Annotated in this window: 14 protein-coding genes; 6 read left to right on the plus strand and 8 right to left on the minus strand. The window is 45.3% G+C overall.

All coding sequences use genetic code 11. From position 1 onward, the window contains the following. The first annotated feature begins 66 nt into the window (after nt 1–66). Together tsaD and T487_RS15920 are read left to right on the plus strand one after the other, a co-directional pair. Entirely contained in the window at nt 67–1,089 is a 1,023-nt protein-coding gene (tsaD, locus tag T487_RS0108320) for a tRNA (adenosine(37)-N6)-threonylcarbamoyltransferase complex transferase subunit TsaD (protein ID WP_376751686.1), read from the plus strand. A gap of 2 nt (nt 1,090–1,091) precedes the next feature. Further along, nucleotides 1,092–2,087, plus strand: coding sequence for an alpha/beta fold hydrolase (locus tag T487_RS15920; protein ID WP_031576403.1), 996 nt, complete (start codon nt 1,092–1,094; stop codon nt 2,085–2,087). Between the two features lie 37 nt (nt 2,088–2,124). Here the strand turns inward: T487_RS15920 and T487_RS0108330 are convergent, their stop codons facing one another. After that, nucleotides 2,125–2,499, minus strand: coding sequence for a hypothetical protein (locus T487_RS0108330; RefSeq protein WP_031576404.1), 375 nt, complete (start codon nt 2,497–2,499; stop codon nt 2,125–2,127). Between the two features lie 265 nt (nt 2,500–2,764). On the opposite strand from T487_RS0108330, the gene T487_RS0108335 reads away from it, so the two are divergent. Further along, nucleotides 2,765–4,072 carry a S1C family serine protease gene (locus T487_RS0108335; RefSeq protein WP_051651606.1) on the plus strand — a complete coding sequence of 436 codons (1,308 nt, stop codon included), beginning with the start codon at nt 2,765–2,767 and terminating at the stop codon, nt 4,070–4,072. Nucleotides 4,073–4,195: 123 nt separating this feature from the next. On the opposite strand, the gene T487_RS0108340 is transcribed toward T487_RS0108335, so the two are convergent. The 7 genes from T487_RS0108340 to T487_RS0108370 all read right to left on the minus strand — a co-directional run bounded on the left by T487_RS0108340 (nt 4,196) and on the right by T487_RS0108370 (nt 11,006). Beyond that, the gene (locus T487_RS0108340) at nt 4,196–4,864 is read right to left on the minus strand and encodes a DUF542 domain-containing protein (RefSeq protein WP_051651607.1); all 669 of its coding nucleotides are present in this window, start codon (nt 4,862–4,864) and stop codon (nt 4,196–4,198) included. Nucleotides 4,865–4,873: 9 nt separating this feature from the next. Beyond that, nucleotides 4,874–6,097 (minus strand): FprA family A-type flavoprotein, encoded by a 1,224-nt coding sequence (locus tag T487_RS0108345; RefSeq protein WP_031576410.1) that lies wholly within the window; start codon nt 6,095–6,097, stop codon nt 4,874–4,876. Nucleotides 6,098–6,330: 233 nt separating this feature from the next. Next, nucleotides 6,331–7,128, minus strand: coding sequence for a hypothetical protein (locus T487_RS0108350; protein ID WP_031576413.1), 798 nt, complete (start codon nt 7,126–7,128; stop codon nt 6,331–6,333). Then, the gene (locus tag T487_RS0108355) at nt 7,122–7,823 is read right to left on the minus strand and encodes an ABC transporter ATP-binding protein (protein ID WP_031576415.1); all 702 of its coding nucleotides are present in this window, start codon (nt 7,821–7,823) and stop codon (nt 7,122–7,124) included. Before T487_RS0108355 ends, T487_RS0108350 begins: the two co-directional genes overlap by 7 nt. After that, nucleotides 7,820–8,188: a GntR family transcriptional regulator gene (locus T487_RS0108360; protein ID WP_031576417.1), complete on the minus strand. Its 369-nt coding sequence runs from the start codon at nt 8,186–8,188 to the stop codon at nt 7,820–7,822. The genes T487_RS0108355 and T487_RS0108360 overlap by 4 nt, the downstream gene beginning before the upstream one ends. Before the next feature lie 118 nt (nt 8,189–8,306). Next, nucleotides 8,307–9,023, minus strand: coding sequence for a hypothetical protein (locus tag T487_RS0108365; protein ID WP_031576418.1), 717 nt, complete (start codon nt 9,021–9,023; stop codon nt 8,307–8,309). Between the two features lie 51 nt (nt 9,024–9,074). Next, nucleotides 9,075–11,006: an ABC-F family ATP-binding cassette domain-containing protein gene (locus T487_RS0108370; RefSeq protein WP_031576419.1), complete on the minus strand. Its 1,932-nt coding sequence runs from the start codon at nt 11,004–11,006 to the stop codon at nt 9,075–9,077. 219 nt (nt 11,007–11,225) lie between these two features. Here T487_RS0108370 and T487_RS0108375 point away from each other — a divergent pair, with 219 nt between their 5' ends. The 3 genes from T487_RS0108375 (at nt 11,226) to T487_RS0108385 (ending at nt 14,800) form a co-directional block, all read left to right on the plus strand. Further along, on the plus strand, nt 11,226–12,479 hold the full coding sequence (locus T487_RS0108375; RefSeq protein WP_031576420.1) for an MFS transporter: 1,254 nt from the start codon (nt 11,226–11,228) through the stop codon (nt 12,477–12,479). A gap of 19 nt (nt 12,480–12,498) precedes the next feature. Further along, nucleotides 12,499–13,593 carry an ArsR/SmtB family transcription factor gene (locus T487_RS0108380; protein WP_031576421.1) on the plus strand — a complete coding sequence of 365 codons (1,095 nt, stop codon included), beginning with the start codon at nt 12,499–12,501 and terminating at the stop codon, nt 13,591–13,593. 106 nt (nt 13,594–13,699) lie between these two features. Beyond that, the gene (locus T487_RS0108385) at nt 13,700–14,800 is read left to right on the plus strand and encodes a DUF3810 domain-containing protein (RefSeq protein WP_031576422.1); all 1,101 of its coding nucleotides are present in this window, start codon (nt 13,700–13,702) and stop codon (nt 14,798–14,800) included. The last annotated feature ends 45 nt before the right edge of the window (nt 14,801–14,845 follow it).

Genomic DNA, 14,845 nt, shown 5'->3' on the forward strand with positions numbered 1-14,845 from the left:
AGAAACAGCCAATCATGAAACAGGAGGAAAGGCAGCCGATAAGAATGACTGCCATAAAAATAGATGATGAAAGATGTGTACATATTAGCCATAGAATCCAGCTGTGATGAGACAGCAGCAAGTGTAGTGAAAAATGGACGGGAAGTGCTGTCCAATGTGATCTCTTCCCAGATTCCCATCCATCAGAAGTTCGGAGGTGTCGTACCAGAAGTGGCTTCACGAAAGCATGTGGAGAACATCGCCTCTGTGGTGGAGATGGCCCTGTCTGAAGCAGGTGTAAAGAAAGAGAATCTTTCCCTTGTGGCCGTGACCCATGGACCAGGTCTTGTGGGCGCGCTGCTTGTGGGACTTCAGTTTGCGAAAGGATATGCGTTCTCTTTGGGGATTCCACTTCTTGGCGTGAACCATATTGAAGGGCATATAGCGGCGAACTACATCCAGTATAAAAATCTGACACCACCCTTTGTTTCTCTGGTGGTTTCTGGAGGTCACACCTTTGTGGTCCATGTGGAAGACTATGATAAGTTCACTGTCATGGGTGAAACCAGAGATGATGCGGCAGGCGAGGCTTTTGACAAGGTGGCGAGAGCTTTGGGTCTTGGCTATCCTGGCGGCCCTAAAATCGATGCGGCGGCCAAAAAGGGGGATCCTTATGCCATCACCTTCCCCAAGGCAAGGTTTCATGAGGACACTTTGGACTTCTCCTTTTCTGGATTAAAGTCAGCGGTGCTCAACTACCTCAACAGTGAACGCCAGAAAGGAAATGACATCCATGTGGAGAATGTGGCGGCTTCCTTCCAGAGAGCAGTGGTTTCTGTTCTGGTGGAGAATGCCATGAAAACCATAGAAACCAAACATCTCGACAAGATTGCCGTGGCCGGTGGGGTAGCTTCCAACTCCAGTCTCCGGGAGGAGCTCAAGAAAAGAGGCGATGAAAAAGGCGTGGAAATTCTCTTTCCTGAGATGATTCTTTGTACAGACAATGCAGCCATGATCGGCAGCGCAGCCTATTTCCAGTACATGAAAGGGAAAAGATCAGACAATAGCCTCAATGCTGTTCCCGGTTTATCATTAGGGAGGGAAGCATAAGGATGAAGTTTTATGAGGACTCCAACAGTGTGGAAAGATATCGGTTCCGAAGGATATTCCACAAGAAAAATCTCGTAAAAGCGATTCTACTTCTGCTCGCGGCGGCTCTCCTTGCTGGGTATCTCTACGAGAACTATGAGGCGAAGCAGCATCTGGATGCGTATACAGGAAACACAATTACGGTGAACCAGGTCACCTACAACTACCAGGTGGTGGGCAGTGGTGACTATACTGTGATTGTAGATGGCGCAGCCGGAGAATCAGATCTTTCCAGGCAGAAGCTGGTGGAAGCCTTTGATGGAAAAGCCAGACTGTTTTTTTATGACAGACCGGGTTATGGCGGAACAAAAGGGGACTATAAAACACCGAAAGAAGTGGCAGAGGATCTTCATTTTATCTTCAGAAGGTTCGGCTGGAAAATGGAGTTCATTCTCGTGGGGGAAGAATACGGATCCCTGGTGATGCAGGAATATCTCCATCTTTACCCCGATGAAGTCCTAGGAGCCGTGTTTCTGAATCCCATGGGAGAAGCACTGGGCAGCGAAGAGATGGCAAGATATGAAGGAATTCACACAGCATCTTTCCCTTCCAAAGAAGGGCTTGGTCTTTTCGGTATTCCAAGAGCCCTTCAGAATGCGGGGATTCTGGATTTCTTTGATCATGTGGATTTGCCGGAAGAAGAAAAGAGCATGTATGCCAATCTCAGACTCTCCAAAGACTTTATGGCGGCTTTAAAGACAGAATATCAGTATATGACTGCGGGAGAACCTCTCCCGGTGAAGTCCATGCTGCTGCAGGACAAACCCTTTGCTCTGGTGACTACAAAGTTGTCAGAAGAGCGGTACAGTCAGGATAAATATCTTTCCTATTCTTCAGATGCCTCCGTTTTTTATGTGCAGGATTCTGTCCGCGACATCCTTCTGGAACGGCCAAAAGATGTGGCTCCTGTTCTTTATACTGTTGTGGATAAAGTCATCCGAAGCGGATATAAGAAGTAGCCTAAAGAAGAAAGCACCCAAACGGGTGCTTTCTTCTTTAAGGATAACCTTCCAGCATGGTAATTGTCACCATAATTTCTTTTAAAACAGTATCATCATTAGTTATTGTAAGGGCTTTTTTCAAAAATGATAATCCGATATCTTTTCCATTCGCCGGATGATAAAACATACCTGTATAGTACCCCAAAAGATGATAGAGATATCCTATTTCATTTTTGTTTTTATCAAAATCTTTTTCTAAACACAAAATGTTGTAATAGATTTTGAAATAAATGATGGATCCCTCTTGCCCTTCTTTTCCTAGTTCTATATCGAAATTCAGTATACTATCTACAGTTAAGGTTTCATATACCTCAGTTCCAGATAAAAAAACTTCGCTATCATATGTGAAAAAATCTTTTACCGTAATCATTTTACCACCTCGAATGATATATTTTAGATTTTCCTGACACCTTATGCTTTATTTACAATCATCATATCATCTCCTAGTATAATATATTATGCTCCATAGGACTAAAAATATTCATTCTTGAACAAAATAAAAAGCGATTCATCGCCCCTCTAAAGAGGAGTGGGGATGAATCGCCAATTAAGTTAAAAATTTTTCTGTATGTCACGAATCTGTAACATTGACTTAGTACCATAAAGTTAGCAAATGAAACAAGGAGGAATTACACATGAACCGTGAAGATGAATTCAATGAAAAACCTCATGAAAATGAAGAAAACATAAATGAAATGGAAGAAGTAGAGACCAGGAGTGAAGAAGTGAAGGAAGAACCGCTGTATGTGGAGCCGCAAGAGAAAACCGATTCCTATGTATATAGAGGGGGATCTTCCTATGAACCTGGTGTAGAAGAGAGAAGGAGAAAAAAGAAGTTCTCTGGGTTCTCTGTCATCGCCATTGCGCTGATTTTCACTTTGCTTGGCACCAGCCTCGGGGTCTATGGCGCATTCAACATTCTTCCGGAGACAGATTTTTTCCTGAACTCCAAGCTGGGACAGATGGTCTTGGAGAATAAGAATGAGACACCAACCTTTGTGGCCACCCCAGAACTTCTGGAAGAGGGGCTTACCATACCTCAGATTGTAGAGATGGTCCAGCCTGCTGTTGTCACGGTATCCGTTCAGGTGCCTGGCGTCACAGGATGGTTCAATCCACAGGGAAGCTATTCTGAAAGCATTGGTACTGGATTTATCCTCAATGAAGAGGGACTCATCGCCACCAACTACCATGTGGTGGAAAATGGGGAAGAAATCAAGGTCACCTTATATGATGGACAGGAAGTGTCCGCAAAACTCGTGAACTATGATGCAAGCAATGACCTGGCAGTCCTTCAGATGGACGAGAATATTAAAGTACCCGGGGTTGTGACATTAGGAGACTCCTCCAACCTGAAGGTGGGAGAGTCTGTCATCGCCATCGGAAATCCCCTTTCCAAGGAATTTGCGGGAACCGTCACTTCCGGCATCATCTCCGCTACACAGCGGGCAGTGACCATCGGAAGCAATGAATATAACTATATTCAGACCGATGCGGCCATCAACGGTGGAAACTCCGGTGGTCCGCTGATTAATGCCAGAGGTGAGGTCATCGGGATCAACTCTGCAAAGATCGCTACAGAATCTGTAGAAGGCATCGGCTTTGCTATTCCAATCAACACTCTCATTGATGGTCTGGATGCTCTCTCCAAAGCGCAGCTCATCATTGGTATCGCAGGTCGCGGCGTGGATCAGGAGACAGCCAGTGCCAATGACACCGTACCTGGTGTTCTTGTCATGGAAGTCCAGAACAATACCCCAGCGTATATCGCAGCCATCATGGTGGGGGATATCATCACAGAGTTTGACGGACAGAAAGTCACTTCCGTGGAAGAGCTCAACAAAGCAAAAAACACCAAAGAAGCTGGTGATGAGGTCGTACTGAAAATCTACAGAGATGGACAGTACATTGACCTGAAACTCACCCTTAGAGAAAGAAACTGACTAAATTGACATATTCTGTTTTCCCCTAAACAGAGAAAAACAAGTTCGGTGAAAGGAAGAGGCCCCGGCATCATTGCCAGGGCCTCTTCCTTTATATGGTAAAGAGATTCAGGTTTTTAAAGGTTAGAATCTTTCAAACAGGATGGAGTTTTCTAAAAAGATGTGTCTGAAGAGATCACTTTCCAGAGCTTCCAAGTGATGATAGCAGGCTTCAAAGGTGTTGCAGGCATAGCCTGGCAGGGTATAGTCCTTGGTCACCTGACGAAGTTTTGCCAGAAGATTTCCTGCGGCATCATGCTCGTCTTCTGTGATCTCGATTTCCTTTTTCGCTTCTTCAAAGCGTCCTTCCAGGATGAGGGGAAAGAGGTCTGCCTCTTCTTTGATGAGGTGTTCCAGCAGCTCTTTTCTGAGACTTCCATAAAGGTCATTGACTGCAAGAAGAAGTTCCCGGTCCTCTCTGTAATGGGCTCTCAGGATGGCTGAAGTAAAGACATCCAGTTCTCTTAAAACGCTTCTTGTGAAGCTGTGATGGGTAGAGACGATGTAGTGGATGAGCTCCTCATTATCCATGTGGTTGAAAAAATCATCCTTCTGGCCCTTTTCGTCCAGTGCTTTCTGAAAGGCTTCAAGCCTTAACGTAAAATCATTCGGGTCCAGATTCTTTTCGGAGAGAACCTCAGAAAGAATTCGGTGTCCATTGCAGCAGAAGTCTATTTTTTCTTCCTGGAAGAAGCTGGAGAGCCGGATGTCTTCTTTCACCAGGGCATTGATTTTCATTTCGGTTATGTTCATGGGTTCCTCCTAGTATCTTAAAACATCGATGAAGACGGCAGCAGCTTTCTTGATCTCTTTTTCACTGTTCTCAGGGTTGAAGCGGACTCTTAATGGGAATTCGATGTCAGACATTCCAGTGGACTTGATGATATCGGAAGAGCGGAGGGTTCTTAAGTCCGCTGCTCTTAAGTAGTCTTCCACCACTTCCACCGCTTCTCCGGACCAGCCATAGGAACCGAAGGCTGCAGCAGGCTTTCCTTCCACTTCCAGATCCTTCAGCTCTTTGAGGATCACTTCCAGGTTTCCAGGGATATCTGCATATCTGGTGGAGGTTCCAAAGAGGACACCATCGGCTTTCTGGATCTTTGTATAGATTTCATCAAGATCTGCTTTTTCGGTGTTGATGGTTTCTACCTTGATGCCTTCCTTCACCAGTTCGTTTTCCAGCATTCTGGCCATCTTTTTGGTGTTTCCGCTCATGGTGTTGAAGAGGATGAGAGCAGACACTTCTTTCTTGGATTCCAGGGCGTGGTTCTCATAGACGCTGATGTAAGAAGCAAGGTCCTGATCCAATACATATCCATGGGAGGGGGCAATGATTTTCAGAGAAAGCGGCTTCACCACGTCAATCATAGGCAGCACATACCGTCTGTGTGGATCCATGATGAGCTGGTAGTAGGTGTCATAATCCTCCATGATGGAAATACCTTCAGGCAGCTCGGATACAAGAAGGTGATTGAGATCCGCCACGTGGGTGGAGAAGATGTCACAGGTGAAGAGCACTTCATCTTCCTTCAGATAGGTGACCATGGTTTCTTCTGTATGAAGATAGGGGGTTTCATAGAAGACCAGAGTCTTTTCTCCCAAGGAGATTTCTTCTCCGTTTGTCACCACCTGAAAGCGCTCTTTGCCGATTTTGTACATTTCCATAAGTTCATACACAGCTGGCGCGGTACAGAGGATTTTTGCGTTCACCGCTTTTCTTGCGATAGAGCCCAGTGCACCGGAATGGTCTGGCTCTGTATGATTGATGACAATGTAATCGAGAGTTGTAAGGTCCATAGCCTCTGCCATTTTGTCTGTGAACTCTTTTCCGAAGAGCATGTCCACGGTATCAATGAGGGCTGTTTTCTCATCTTTGATGAGATAGGCGTTGTAACTGGTTCCTTTTTCCAGGACCAGTCTATGGAATGGCACCTTTCTGTCGTCCACTTTTCCAACCCAATATACGTTCTTTGCAATTTCTCTCATATCTATTTCCTCCTAAGACTTTTATAAAACATGGGGTGTTTCTATGGCCTTAGCATACACCCAGGGGGAGGGGATTTATTTGACCTGTATCAAATTTGAGCAAAGTTTCTGAATTTGACACAGATCAAATTTCTGATAAGTAGAGAGTGAAAAGTATTGGACAACAAAAGAAAACACCGGCGCATCTTTTTCCCGTTATAGGAGATGCCGGTGTTTTTTTAATGATTTTCTGCTTAATCCAGATTCAGTTTCTTTTCCAGATGGTACTTTGTCAGGAAATAAAAGAGCACTGCTTTCGCTCCAGTATAGACAAGAAGAACCGAGATCATGGATTTGAACGCTTCCATCATGGCAGGGAAATCCTGCATATAATTGTCTTCTATGAAGATCTGGAACCAGGTGGTGTTTTGCAGAAGAAAACCTCCGCTGAAGGTCACTGCTGTTTCCAGTACATTGAAGACCATGGAAATGAGGATAAAGATGATGATGCCGCCCAGGATCCTGTTTTTTGTGATGCTTCTGGACTGTGCAATGCTTAAGGAAGCATAGATATGAAGGATGGACTGCACTACCGAAACGATCATCAGAAGAAGAAACAGAATCACAAGCATGGGATCCACATCAATGAATCTGAAAGCCATAAAGAGTTCAGGCAGGTCCAGATCTCTGATGGTGATGAAGGTGATGGACAGGAGAAACACCAGAAAGGTTCCAAAGAGCCACAAAATGGCAGTAAGAAGCTTTGCGGTGATGAGGGTGCTGGTCTTTGCGGGCAGTGTAAACATGAGATATCCTTCGTCGCCTAAAAGATTCCTGTCAAATCGTGTGACAATGAGGATAAATGTCATGACCATGATTCCCACAAAGGTAATCCCTAAGAGAGCAGGGAGCAGCACATCCAGGATGGGCAGAAAGCTTCCTCCGAATCCTCGAAGTCCCATGAAGAGGGAGAGGAGGAGAATGGCCAGATACAGCGGCAGAAAATACCGGCCTGTGGCCTTCAGTTCGTATTTCATGAGTTTCTTTAGCATCGGAACACCTCCCGGAACAGTTCGTCAATGGATTTACCGCTTCTTTCTCTTAAGTCCTCCACAGGAGCATAGTCATAAAGCTGACCATCTTTCAGGAGAATCACCTCATCAAAGATCTTTTCAATGTCACTGATGAGATGGGTGGAGATGATAAGAGTAGAACCTTCTTCGTAGTTGTTTAAGATGGTGGACAGGATGAAGTCCCTGGCAGCAGGGTCCACACCGCCGATGGGTTCGTCCAATAGGTAGAGCTTTGCACGTCTGCTCATAACAAGGATCAGCTGAACCTTTTCCTTGTTTCCTTTGGATAAGGTCTTCAGAGAAGCCTTAGGATCAATGGAGAGCTTTTCGAGCATGCTGTAGGCTTTTTCTTTTTGGAAGTCCTCATAAAAGTCTGCGAAGAAGTCCATGATCTCATAAACTTTCATCCACTCATTGAGATAGGTTCTTTCTGGAAGGTAGGAGATGACATTTTTTGTAGCGGTGGAAGGCTTCGTGCCTTCTATGGTGAGTTCTCCTTCTGTAGGTTCCAGGAGCCCGTTGAGAAGCTTGAAGAGGGTGGACTTACCACTGCCATTGGGTCCCAAGAGGCCAATGATCTTCCCTTTTGGGAGGGTCAACGTCAAGTTATCTATGGCGTTTTTCTTGCCGAAGGACTTGGTAAGATTTTTCAGTTCAATCATGGGTTCGTTCATGTGGTTTCCTCCTTGCATCTTGTGATTCTGTCGATGACATCGGCTTTAGCGAGGCCCAGTTTCTTCATTTCTGTGAGAAAGGGTTTCAGTTTGTTTTCGATGTAGCTTTCTTTCAGCTGCAGTATCTTTGTCTCTTCCTCGGTGACAAACTTGCCGGATGTCCGTTCTGTTTGGATAAGACCCAGGGCTTCCAGCTCCTGAAGCGCTTTCTGCATGGTATTGGGGTTTACATTTGCTTCTTTGGCTAAATCCCGGATGGATGGCAGTTTATCTCCTGGATGAAGCTCACTGCTGAAAATCTTACGCTGGATCTCATTCATGATCTGAAGGTAGATGGGAATGCTGTTGTCAAAATTCCATGGCACAGGAAATCCTCCTTTACATGTATCATTGTACTAAGTGATTAATACAATGATACAAAGAACAGGAAGAAATGTCAATAAAAATCACATAAAAAAAGCGCTGATGAGGCGCTTTTTGTTGTTATTCAGTTCTTGTAAGCATCTCTTCAATGGCTTCCACATAGATGGGATCCAGTGTTTCATAGAGATAAGACAGATTATCAGTAGAAGCAGTTTTAGGAATTCCAAGATCAAGCAGTCTTTTGTCCAGGCGGCTCAGCACAAACCGGAAGTCTTCTTCTGTGGCGGATCCGCCCATGTCTGCGAGGTTGAGGACACTGCCGTTTTCCAAGGTGACCTTGTAGTAGAACTCTCCTTGGAAAGTGAAGGATTTTTTCTTTTCCCCTTGGATGCCGGTATCGATGGCGGAGAGGGACTCATAAGGATAAAAAGTCCCTTGGGGGTTCAAGGCGCTGTGGTCTATGATGCCCTCCTCTGTCAGCACACTGACATGGATGAAAAGAAAATAGAGAAGTACAACATTCACTACAATGAGAGAGCCGTTTCTCCATCTCTTCCAGTGAGGAAGGACTCTTTCGAGTTTATTCTGAAGGTAATGCCAGGCAGCTTTGATGTCTTTCGACAGAAAATACCCCATAATGGCAATGAGCTCCACTTCAAAGAACAGGAACAGAAAGCTGTAGGGAGATTTCATAATCCAGTACAGGTGCTGCTTTGGAATGAGGATTTTCTGCTGCAGATAGGATAGGAGAAGCAGGAAGAGAAGGGTCAATACTACGGCAAGGACGAGAGACAAGACAAAGAGCAGGGTTTTTCCGATGATTTTTATGAGCTTCATAAGGAGTCCTCCAAAATTTTACAGTCTAGTTTCGTGCAAAAAAAGGGAAGCCTAGGCTTCCTCTTCCTCCATGAGAAGCAGTTCCCACTCCTCATAATGGTCTTTGATTTTATCGTCCACTTCTTTGATTTTATCTGAAATCTCCATGGACTTCTTGATGTCTTTATAGACTTCTTCTGTGGTCAGGGACAAGGTGAGGGCCTCTTTTTCGGCTTCCATTTTCTCAATGGTCTCTTCCAGCGTTTTCAGACGCTTTTTCTTTTCCCGTTCTTCCTTTTCCCGTCCTTTTTTCTTTTTCTTTTCATCCTGATACTGGGTCTTGTTGCGTGTTTCTTTCTCCTCAATGCCCTGGAACCGGTTGGGGTTCAGTTTCTTATCCATGTAATAGCTGTAGTTGCCCAGATATTCCACAATCCCGTCTTCCTTCAGCTCAAAGATCTTATGCACCACTTTGTTCAGGAAGTAACGGTCATGGGAGATGACAAACAGTGTACCATCATAATCCAGAAGAGCATCTTCCAGAGCTTCCCTTGATGGAATGTCCAGATGGTTTGTAGGTTCATCCAGGATGAGAAAATTGGATTTTTTCAGCATGAGTTTTAGTAGATTCACTCTGCATTTCTCTCCACCGGAGAGATTTTTCACTTCTTTAAAGACCTCGTCTCCCCGGAAGAGGAAACTGCCGAGATATGTTCTTACTTCACGCTCCGTGAGATGAGGAAACTCATCATGGAGCTCCGACATGACGGTTTTCTCTGGATGAAGATCGCTCTGCTCCTGATCGTAGTAGCCCAGGGTCACGTTCTTTCCAAGAATGATGTCTCCCTGGTCTGGTGTTACCCGGTCCAGCAGCATCTTGAAGAGGGTAGTCTTTCCCCGGCCGTTTTCTCCGATGAGGGCTATGCGCTCTGCTTTCCGGATGTGGAAAGAAAGGTTCTCAAAAAGCCTGGTATCTTCAAAGGCTTTACTGAGATTCTCTACAATGAGGACGTCCGTGCCGCTTTCAATCTCATTGTCAAAGGAGATTTTATAAGGGCTTCTTGCCTTAGGCGGTGCTTCAATCCGCTCGATCTTATCCAGCATCTTCTGTCTGGATTCTGCTGCTTTGATGCTTTTTTCCCGGTTGAAGGATTTGTAGCGCTCGATGATTTTCTCCTGCCTGGCGATCTCCTCCTGCTGGTGGCGGTACGCCTTCATTTTGATCTCATAATCCTTTTCCTTCAGCTCCAGATATTTCGTATAGGGAGCATTGTAGGTGTAGATTTCACCACGGATCATCTCAAAGGTATGAGAAGTGATGGAGTCTAAGAAAAATCGGTCATGGGAGATGATAAGAAGCGTTCCTTTGTAGCTTTTCAGATATTCCTCCAGCCATTCGATGGCCTGAAGGTCCAGATGGTTTGTGGGTTCATCCAGAAGAATGATATCCGGATTGGAAAGAAGAAGTTTTGCAAGGGCCACTCTTGTTTTCTGGCCCCCGGATAAGATGGAAACTCTTTTTGTGAACTCTTCCTCTTCAAAACCAAGGCCCCGGAGCACTTTATGGACTTCTCCCTTGTAGGTTCGGCCTCCCATCATATCGTACTTCTCCTGAAGATGCACATAATCTGTGATGGCCGCTTCATGGGCTTCATGCTGGGCTTCCTCATAGGGCTTTTTCATTTCCTCTTCCAGATAGAGCATTCTGTCTTCCATATCCATCAGATGCTGGAAAACGCTGAGTGCTTCCTCGTGGATGGTCTTTTCTGTATCCAGATTGATGTTCTGGGAAAGGTATCCTAAAGACTTCTGACGGTCCAGAAAGACCTCTCCCTCATATTCTGTGATTTCTTTGGTCAGGATCTTGAACAGGCTGGACTTGCCAGCGCCGTTGGCGCCGATGAGCGCAACTTTATCGCCTTCCTGAATGCTGAAGCTGACGGATTTTAAAATCACGTCTATGCCGTAGCTGAGTTTTATGTCTCTTGTAGACAGTACAATCATTTTCATTCACCTCTTGTCAATAGCACTATTATACGGGATAGGCGGAAAGAGTGTAAAGGAATGTTTTCCTTGGGAAAACCTGGCGAGGGAAGAGACTTGAAGGAACCAACAGGGAATTCATAAAATAATTAGATGGATATCTAATTATTTTATTGACATGGATTTATTTGACGAGTATTATGTAATCAAGAAACAATCTAACTACTCTAGGAGGGTACCATGAAACGAGCTTTGTTAAAAAATAAAAATTTCACCCTGCTTCTGGCTGGGAACGCCGTCTCCCTTCTTGGCAGCAATATGCAGCAGTTTGCGCTCTCCCTTTACGTGTTAGCGGTGACAGGATCTGCAACGGTTTTTTCTGCTATGCTTTCCATTTCCATCTTACCGAGAATTCTCATGACACCTTTTGCAGGAGTTTTTGGAGACTGGTTTGACAGGAAAAAGAGCATTGTCCTCATGGATACCATCAATGGGGTTCTCATTGGGGCCTATGCTGTGTATTTTTATATGAATGGCAGTCTAAGCATACCCAGCATCTATCTTCTGGTGGTTCTTCTGGAGATTACAGAAATTTTCTTCGGATCCGCCATGGCGGCGGTGACTCCGAGCATTGTGAAGAAAGAAGAGCTCTTTGATGCCAACAGCCTCAAAAGCATCGTCAGCAATCTCTTCTCCATGCTGTCTCCTATGATTGCCGCTGGTCTCTACGGTGTTCTTGGCATGCAGGGGATATTGCTTTTAAACTCTGTGAGCTTTTTCCTTTCTGCTTTCAGCGAGACCTTCATTGAAGTGCCTGCGCTTCATAAGAAGCCTCAGAAAGTGAGTCTGGAGTATTTCTGGAAGGACTTCAAAGAGGGCCTTTCCATCATGAAGGACCTGAAAATAGTCCGGAACATCATCGGACTGGGGATGATCCTGAATTTTTCCCTGGGTGCACTCTTCAGTGTGGGTCTCTTCTATATTTTGAGAGAAGTCCTGTCTGCCAGCGATGTGGAGCTGGGGATCTTCTCTTCTCTTCTTTCCTTGTCCATGGTGCTGACGCCACTTCTTCTGGCAGGGTTTGCGAAGAAGGTGGATCTTGGGAAACTTCTCATCTACAGCTTCTTTGCGGTATCTCTTGTGATTCTTTCCATGGGATTCATTGTTTCGGATGGGCTCTTTGGCCGGAAGATGATTTTCCTCCTCCTCATGGGACTGTCCTTCATCATCGGAGTTTTTGTCTCCATGGCGAATATTTCCCTGGGAACGCTCTTTGATACGCTGGTGCCCAAACAGGCCATGGGCAGAGTGGGGACGGTGATGGGCCTAATGATGACCATCATCCAGCCTGTGGGGCAGGTGCTTATGGGCATCGGGATGGATACCTTGAAGCCACAGTATCCGATTCTTGTTGCCGGTGCCATCATGGCCATTGGCGTGCTATACTATAAGAAACCTTTCCTTGCGAAAGTAGAAGTGAAGGCCGCATCTTAGCGGCAGGAGGAGATTTTTTGTGAAATACCAGTTCCATGAGAAAGAAAGCTATATTTTTGATCTTCTGACCCTTCCGCAGCATATTCACTACAAGGAAGACGTCTACAGCAAAATGGATGAAAATTATGAAGAACTCATCCCGGAGGAAACCAAGGTGTATGCCCGGGAATTCCACAAGATTCTTCTGCCATATAAGGAGAGACTTCTGCCATACTACTATGAGTCCACCGAGGACCATGATTTTATAGCCCTTCTTTCCATGACACACCCCATCATCGGTTTTGATAAAGTGGAAGACTACCTGGACAGTTTAAAGAACCTGACGGAGAAAGAGCTCCTTCACAGCGTTTACTTTGCACTGGATTACTATGACAGCGATACGGAAGAGAATAAAGAGAAATCGAAAGTTGCTGCGAAGAGACTTGTGGAGCATCCGGAAGAAGTCATGAGTTTTCTTCAGAAGCTGTCCATCGGCAATGATGCCAGGTGGAATCTTCTTCACTTTTCCACCCAGCCTCAGGTCATGGTGGGAAATCTGGTGGATCTTCTCTTGGAGATTCATCCTCAGTTTGAGGTGCTTTATGAAGTGAAAAAACCCCTGATTCTGAAAAAAGGAATAGAGTTGACAAAGAAGCTTCAGGCGTTAGAAGGAGATGGTCTTTCTGAGGTGTCCAGAGGCATCATGAAGGAGAGTCTTCTGAATTGGGAAGAATATCCTCTACTCATCTCCATATCCAATCCCATGCAGCTGATGCTGAACACGGGAAATGTCCATCCTTTCATTTCCTGGGGAGTGTACCTGGATGATATTTTTGAAGCCATCAAGGAGCAGGAAGAGAACAAAATCCAGGAACAGGTCCTTCTATTTAAGAACCTGGGGGATAAAACCCGCTATGAGGTGGTCATGAATCTGGCCAAAGGCATCACCTCCACCAAGGTCATCGCACAGAATCTTCATGTTTCTCCCGCAACCATCTCGTACCATCTCAACAACCTCGTTACAGCGAAAATAGCGTATCTGGATCAGGTGGATGGGCGGTACATCTATAAAGTCAATGAGGAGATTCTAAAGGCTGCCATAGAGGAGCTGAAAAAGGATTTCCTGCTGAAGTAGAAAAAAGTCCCAAGGGGAGCCGTGCTTCTCTTGGGACTTTTAAAGGATTTTTAAAATATGTGTGTGATAATGATAAAAATTATGAAGAAAGAAAGGAGGAAGGCCATTGAAAATAGGAAAAAAGAAAAAGGGACTGCTCAGTGAAGGGTATTTATGGATTCTTCTGGCGCTTCTTTTTTATGGCGCCTCCTTGGGTGCAAGAAAAAATCCGGATCTTTTGGAACGGGTCTATCCTGCAGAGTGGAACCGGGCACTCATCAGGCTCATGAGCAGAATCACAGGACCGTTTCCCTTTTCTCTGGGGGAAGCGTTTGTGTACTTTCATGTGTTCCTGGGGGCAGTTCTTCTTCTCCTCTTTTTTGTGAGGCTTTTTAAAGGAGGAGCGTGGACTCTTCTCCTAAGAACTTTGGCCTATGCGTCCATCCTCTACATTATGTTTATGATGGTTTTTGGCCTCAACTATCAGAGACCTTCTGTAAGAACGCATCTTTCTTTAGAGAAGACGCTCTACGAGAAAGACGTTCTTGTATCTATGAACCAAGCCCTCATTGAGCGGGCAAACAGTCTGAGAGAGCGTGTGCCAGAAGATGACGAGGGTGTGTTCACCCTGAGCATGGAAGAGGGGATCCTTTATGAGAAAGCACTGAAAACCTATGAGGCCTTTTCCAGCGAGCATCCGGTGTATGCCGGGACCTATGGTCCGGCGAAGGGGATACTTCTTTCTGAATACATGAACTATACAGGGATTACGGGCATCTTTTTCCCATTTACGGGGGAGGCCAATGTGAACACCAAAGGTCCGGATCTTCTTTTTCCAGCCACGGTGCTGCATGAAATGGCTCATCAGCGAGGTGTGGCCTATGAAGATGAAGCCAACTATATGGCTTATGTCACCAGCCAGTATGCTGAAGAGGAAGAAATCCGCTATTCTGGCACCATGCTTGCGCTCATCAGTTCCATGAATGCCCTGTACCGGGTGGATAAGGAAGCTTACCAGGCCTTATATGCAACCTATGACGAAGGCGTCAAAAGAGACCTTTCAGCCTACAGCGCTTTTTATAAGCCATATGAGGGAAAGGTTCAGGAGCAGGCCACCAAGGTCAATGACAATTACCTGAAGAGCAATGGCCAGGTTTCTGGTGTGCGGAGCTACGGAGAAATGGTGAACCTTCTGCTGGAACAGTTTATGCAAAAAGGGAATTTATAAAAAGCTGCAGGGATGTCTTTACAAAAGACCATCTCCGCAGCTTTT

This window comes from Proteiniclasticum ruminis DSM 24773 (genome assembly GCF_000701905.1).
In the GTDB taxonomy this organism is placed as follows: Bacteria; Bacillota; Clostridia; order Clostridiales; family Clostridiaceae; genus Proteiniclasticum; species Proteiniclasticum ruminis.

Excerpts from the sequence above, each read along its gene's own strand:
- tsaD (WP_376751686.1), top strand. The coding sequence starts at position 67 with ATGAAAGATGTGTACATATTAGCCATAGAATCCAGCTGTGATGAGACA.
- T487_RS15920 (WP_031576403.1), top strand. The coding sequence starts at position 1,092 with ATGAAGTTTTATGAGGACTCCAACAGTGTGGAAAGATATCGGTTCCGA.
- T487_RS0108330 (WP_031576404.1), bottom strand. The coding sequence starts at position 2,499 with ATGATTACGGTAAAAGATTTTTTCACATATGATAGCGAAGTTTTTTTA.
- T487_RS0108335 (WP_051651606.1), top strand. The coding sequence starts at position 2,765 with ATGAACCGTGAAGATGAATTCAATGAAAAACCTCATGAAAATGAAGAA.
- T487_RS0108340 (WP_051651607.1), bottom strand. The coding sequence starts at position 4,864 with ATGAACATAACCGAAATGAAAATCAATGCCCTGGTGAAAGAAGACATC.
- T487_RS0108345 (WP_031576410.1), bottom strand. The coding sequence starts at position 6,097 with ATGAGAGAAATTGCAAAGAACGTATATTGGGTTGGAAAAGTGGACGAC.
- T487_RS0108350 (WP_031576413.1), bottom strand. The coding sequence starts at position 7,128 with ATGCTAAAGAAACTCATGAAATACGAACTGAAGGCCACAGGCCGGTAT.
- T487_RS0108355 (WP_031576415.1), bottom strand. The coding sequence starts at position 7,823 with ATGAACGAACCCATGATTGAACTGAAAAATCTTACCAAGTCCTTCGGC.
- T487_RS0108365 (WP_031576418.1), bottom strand. The coding sequence starts at position 9,023 with ATGAAGCTCATAAAAATCATCGGAAAAACCCTGCTCTTTGTCTTGTCT.
- T487_RS0108370 (WP_031576419.1), bottom strand. The coding sequence starts at position 11,006 with ATGATTGTACTGTCTACAAGAGACATAAAACTCAGCTACGGCATAGAC.
- T487_RS0108375 (WP_031576420.1), top strand. The coding sequence starts at position 11,226 with ATGAAACGAGCTTTGTTAAAAAATAAAAATTTCACCCTGCTTCTGGCT.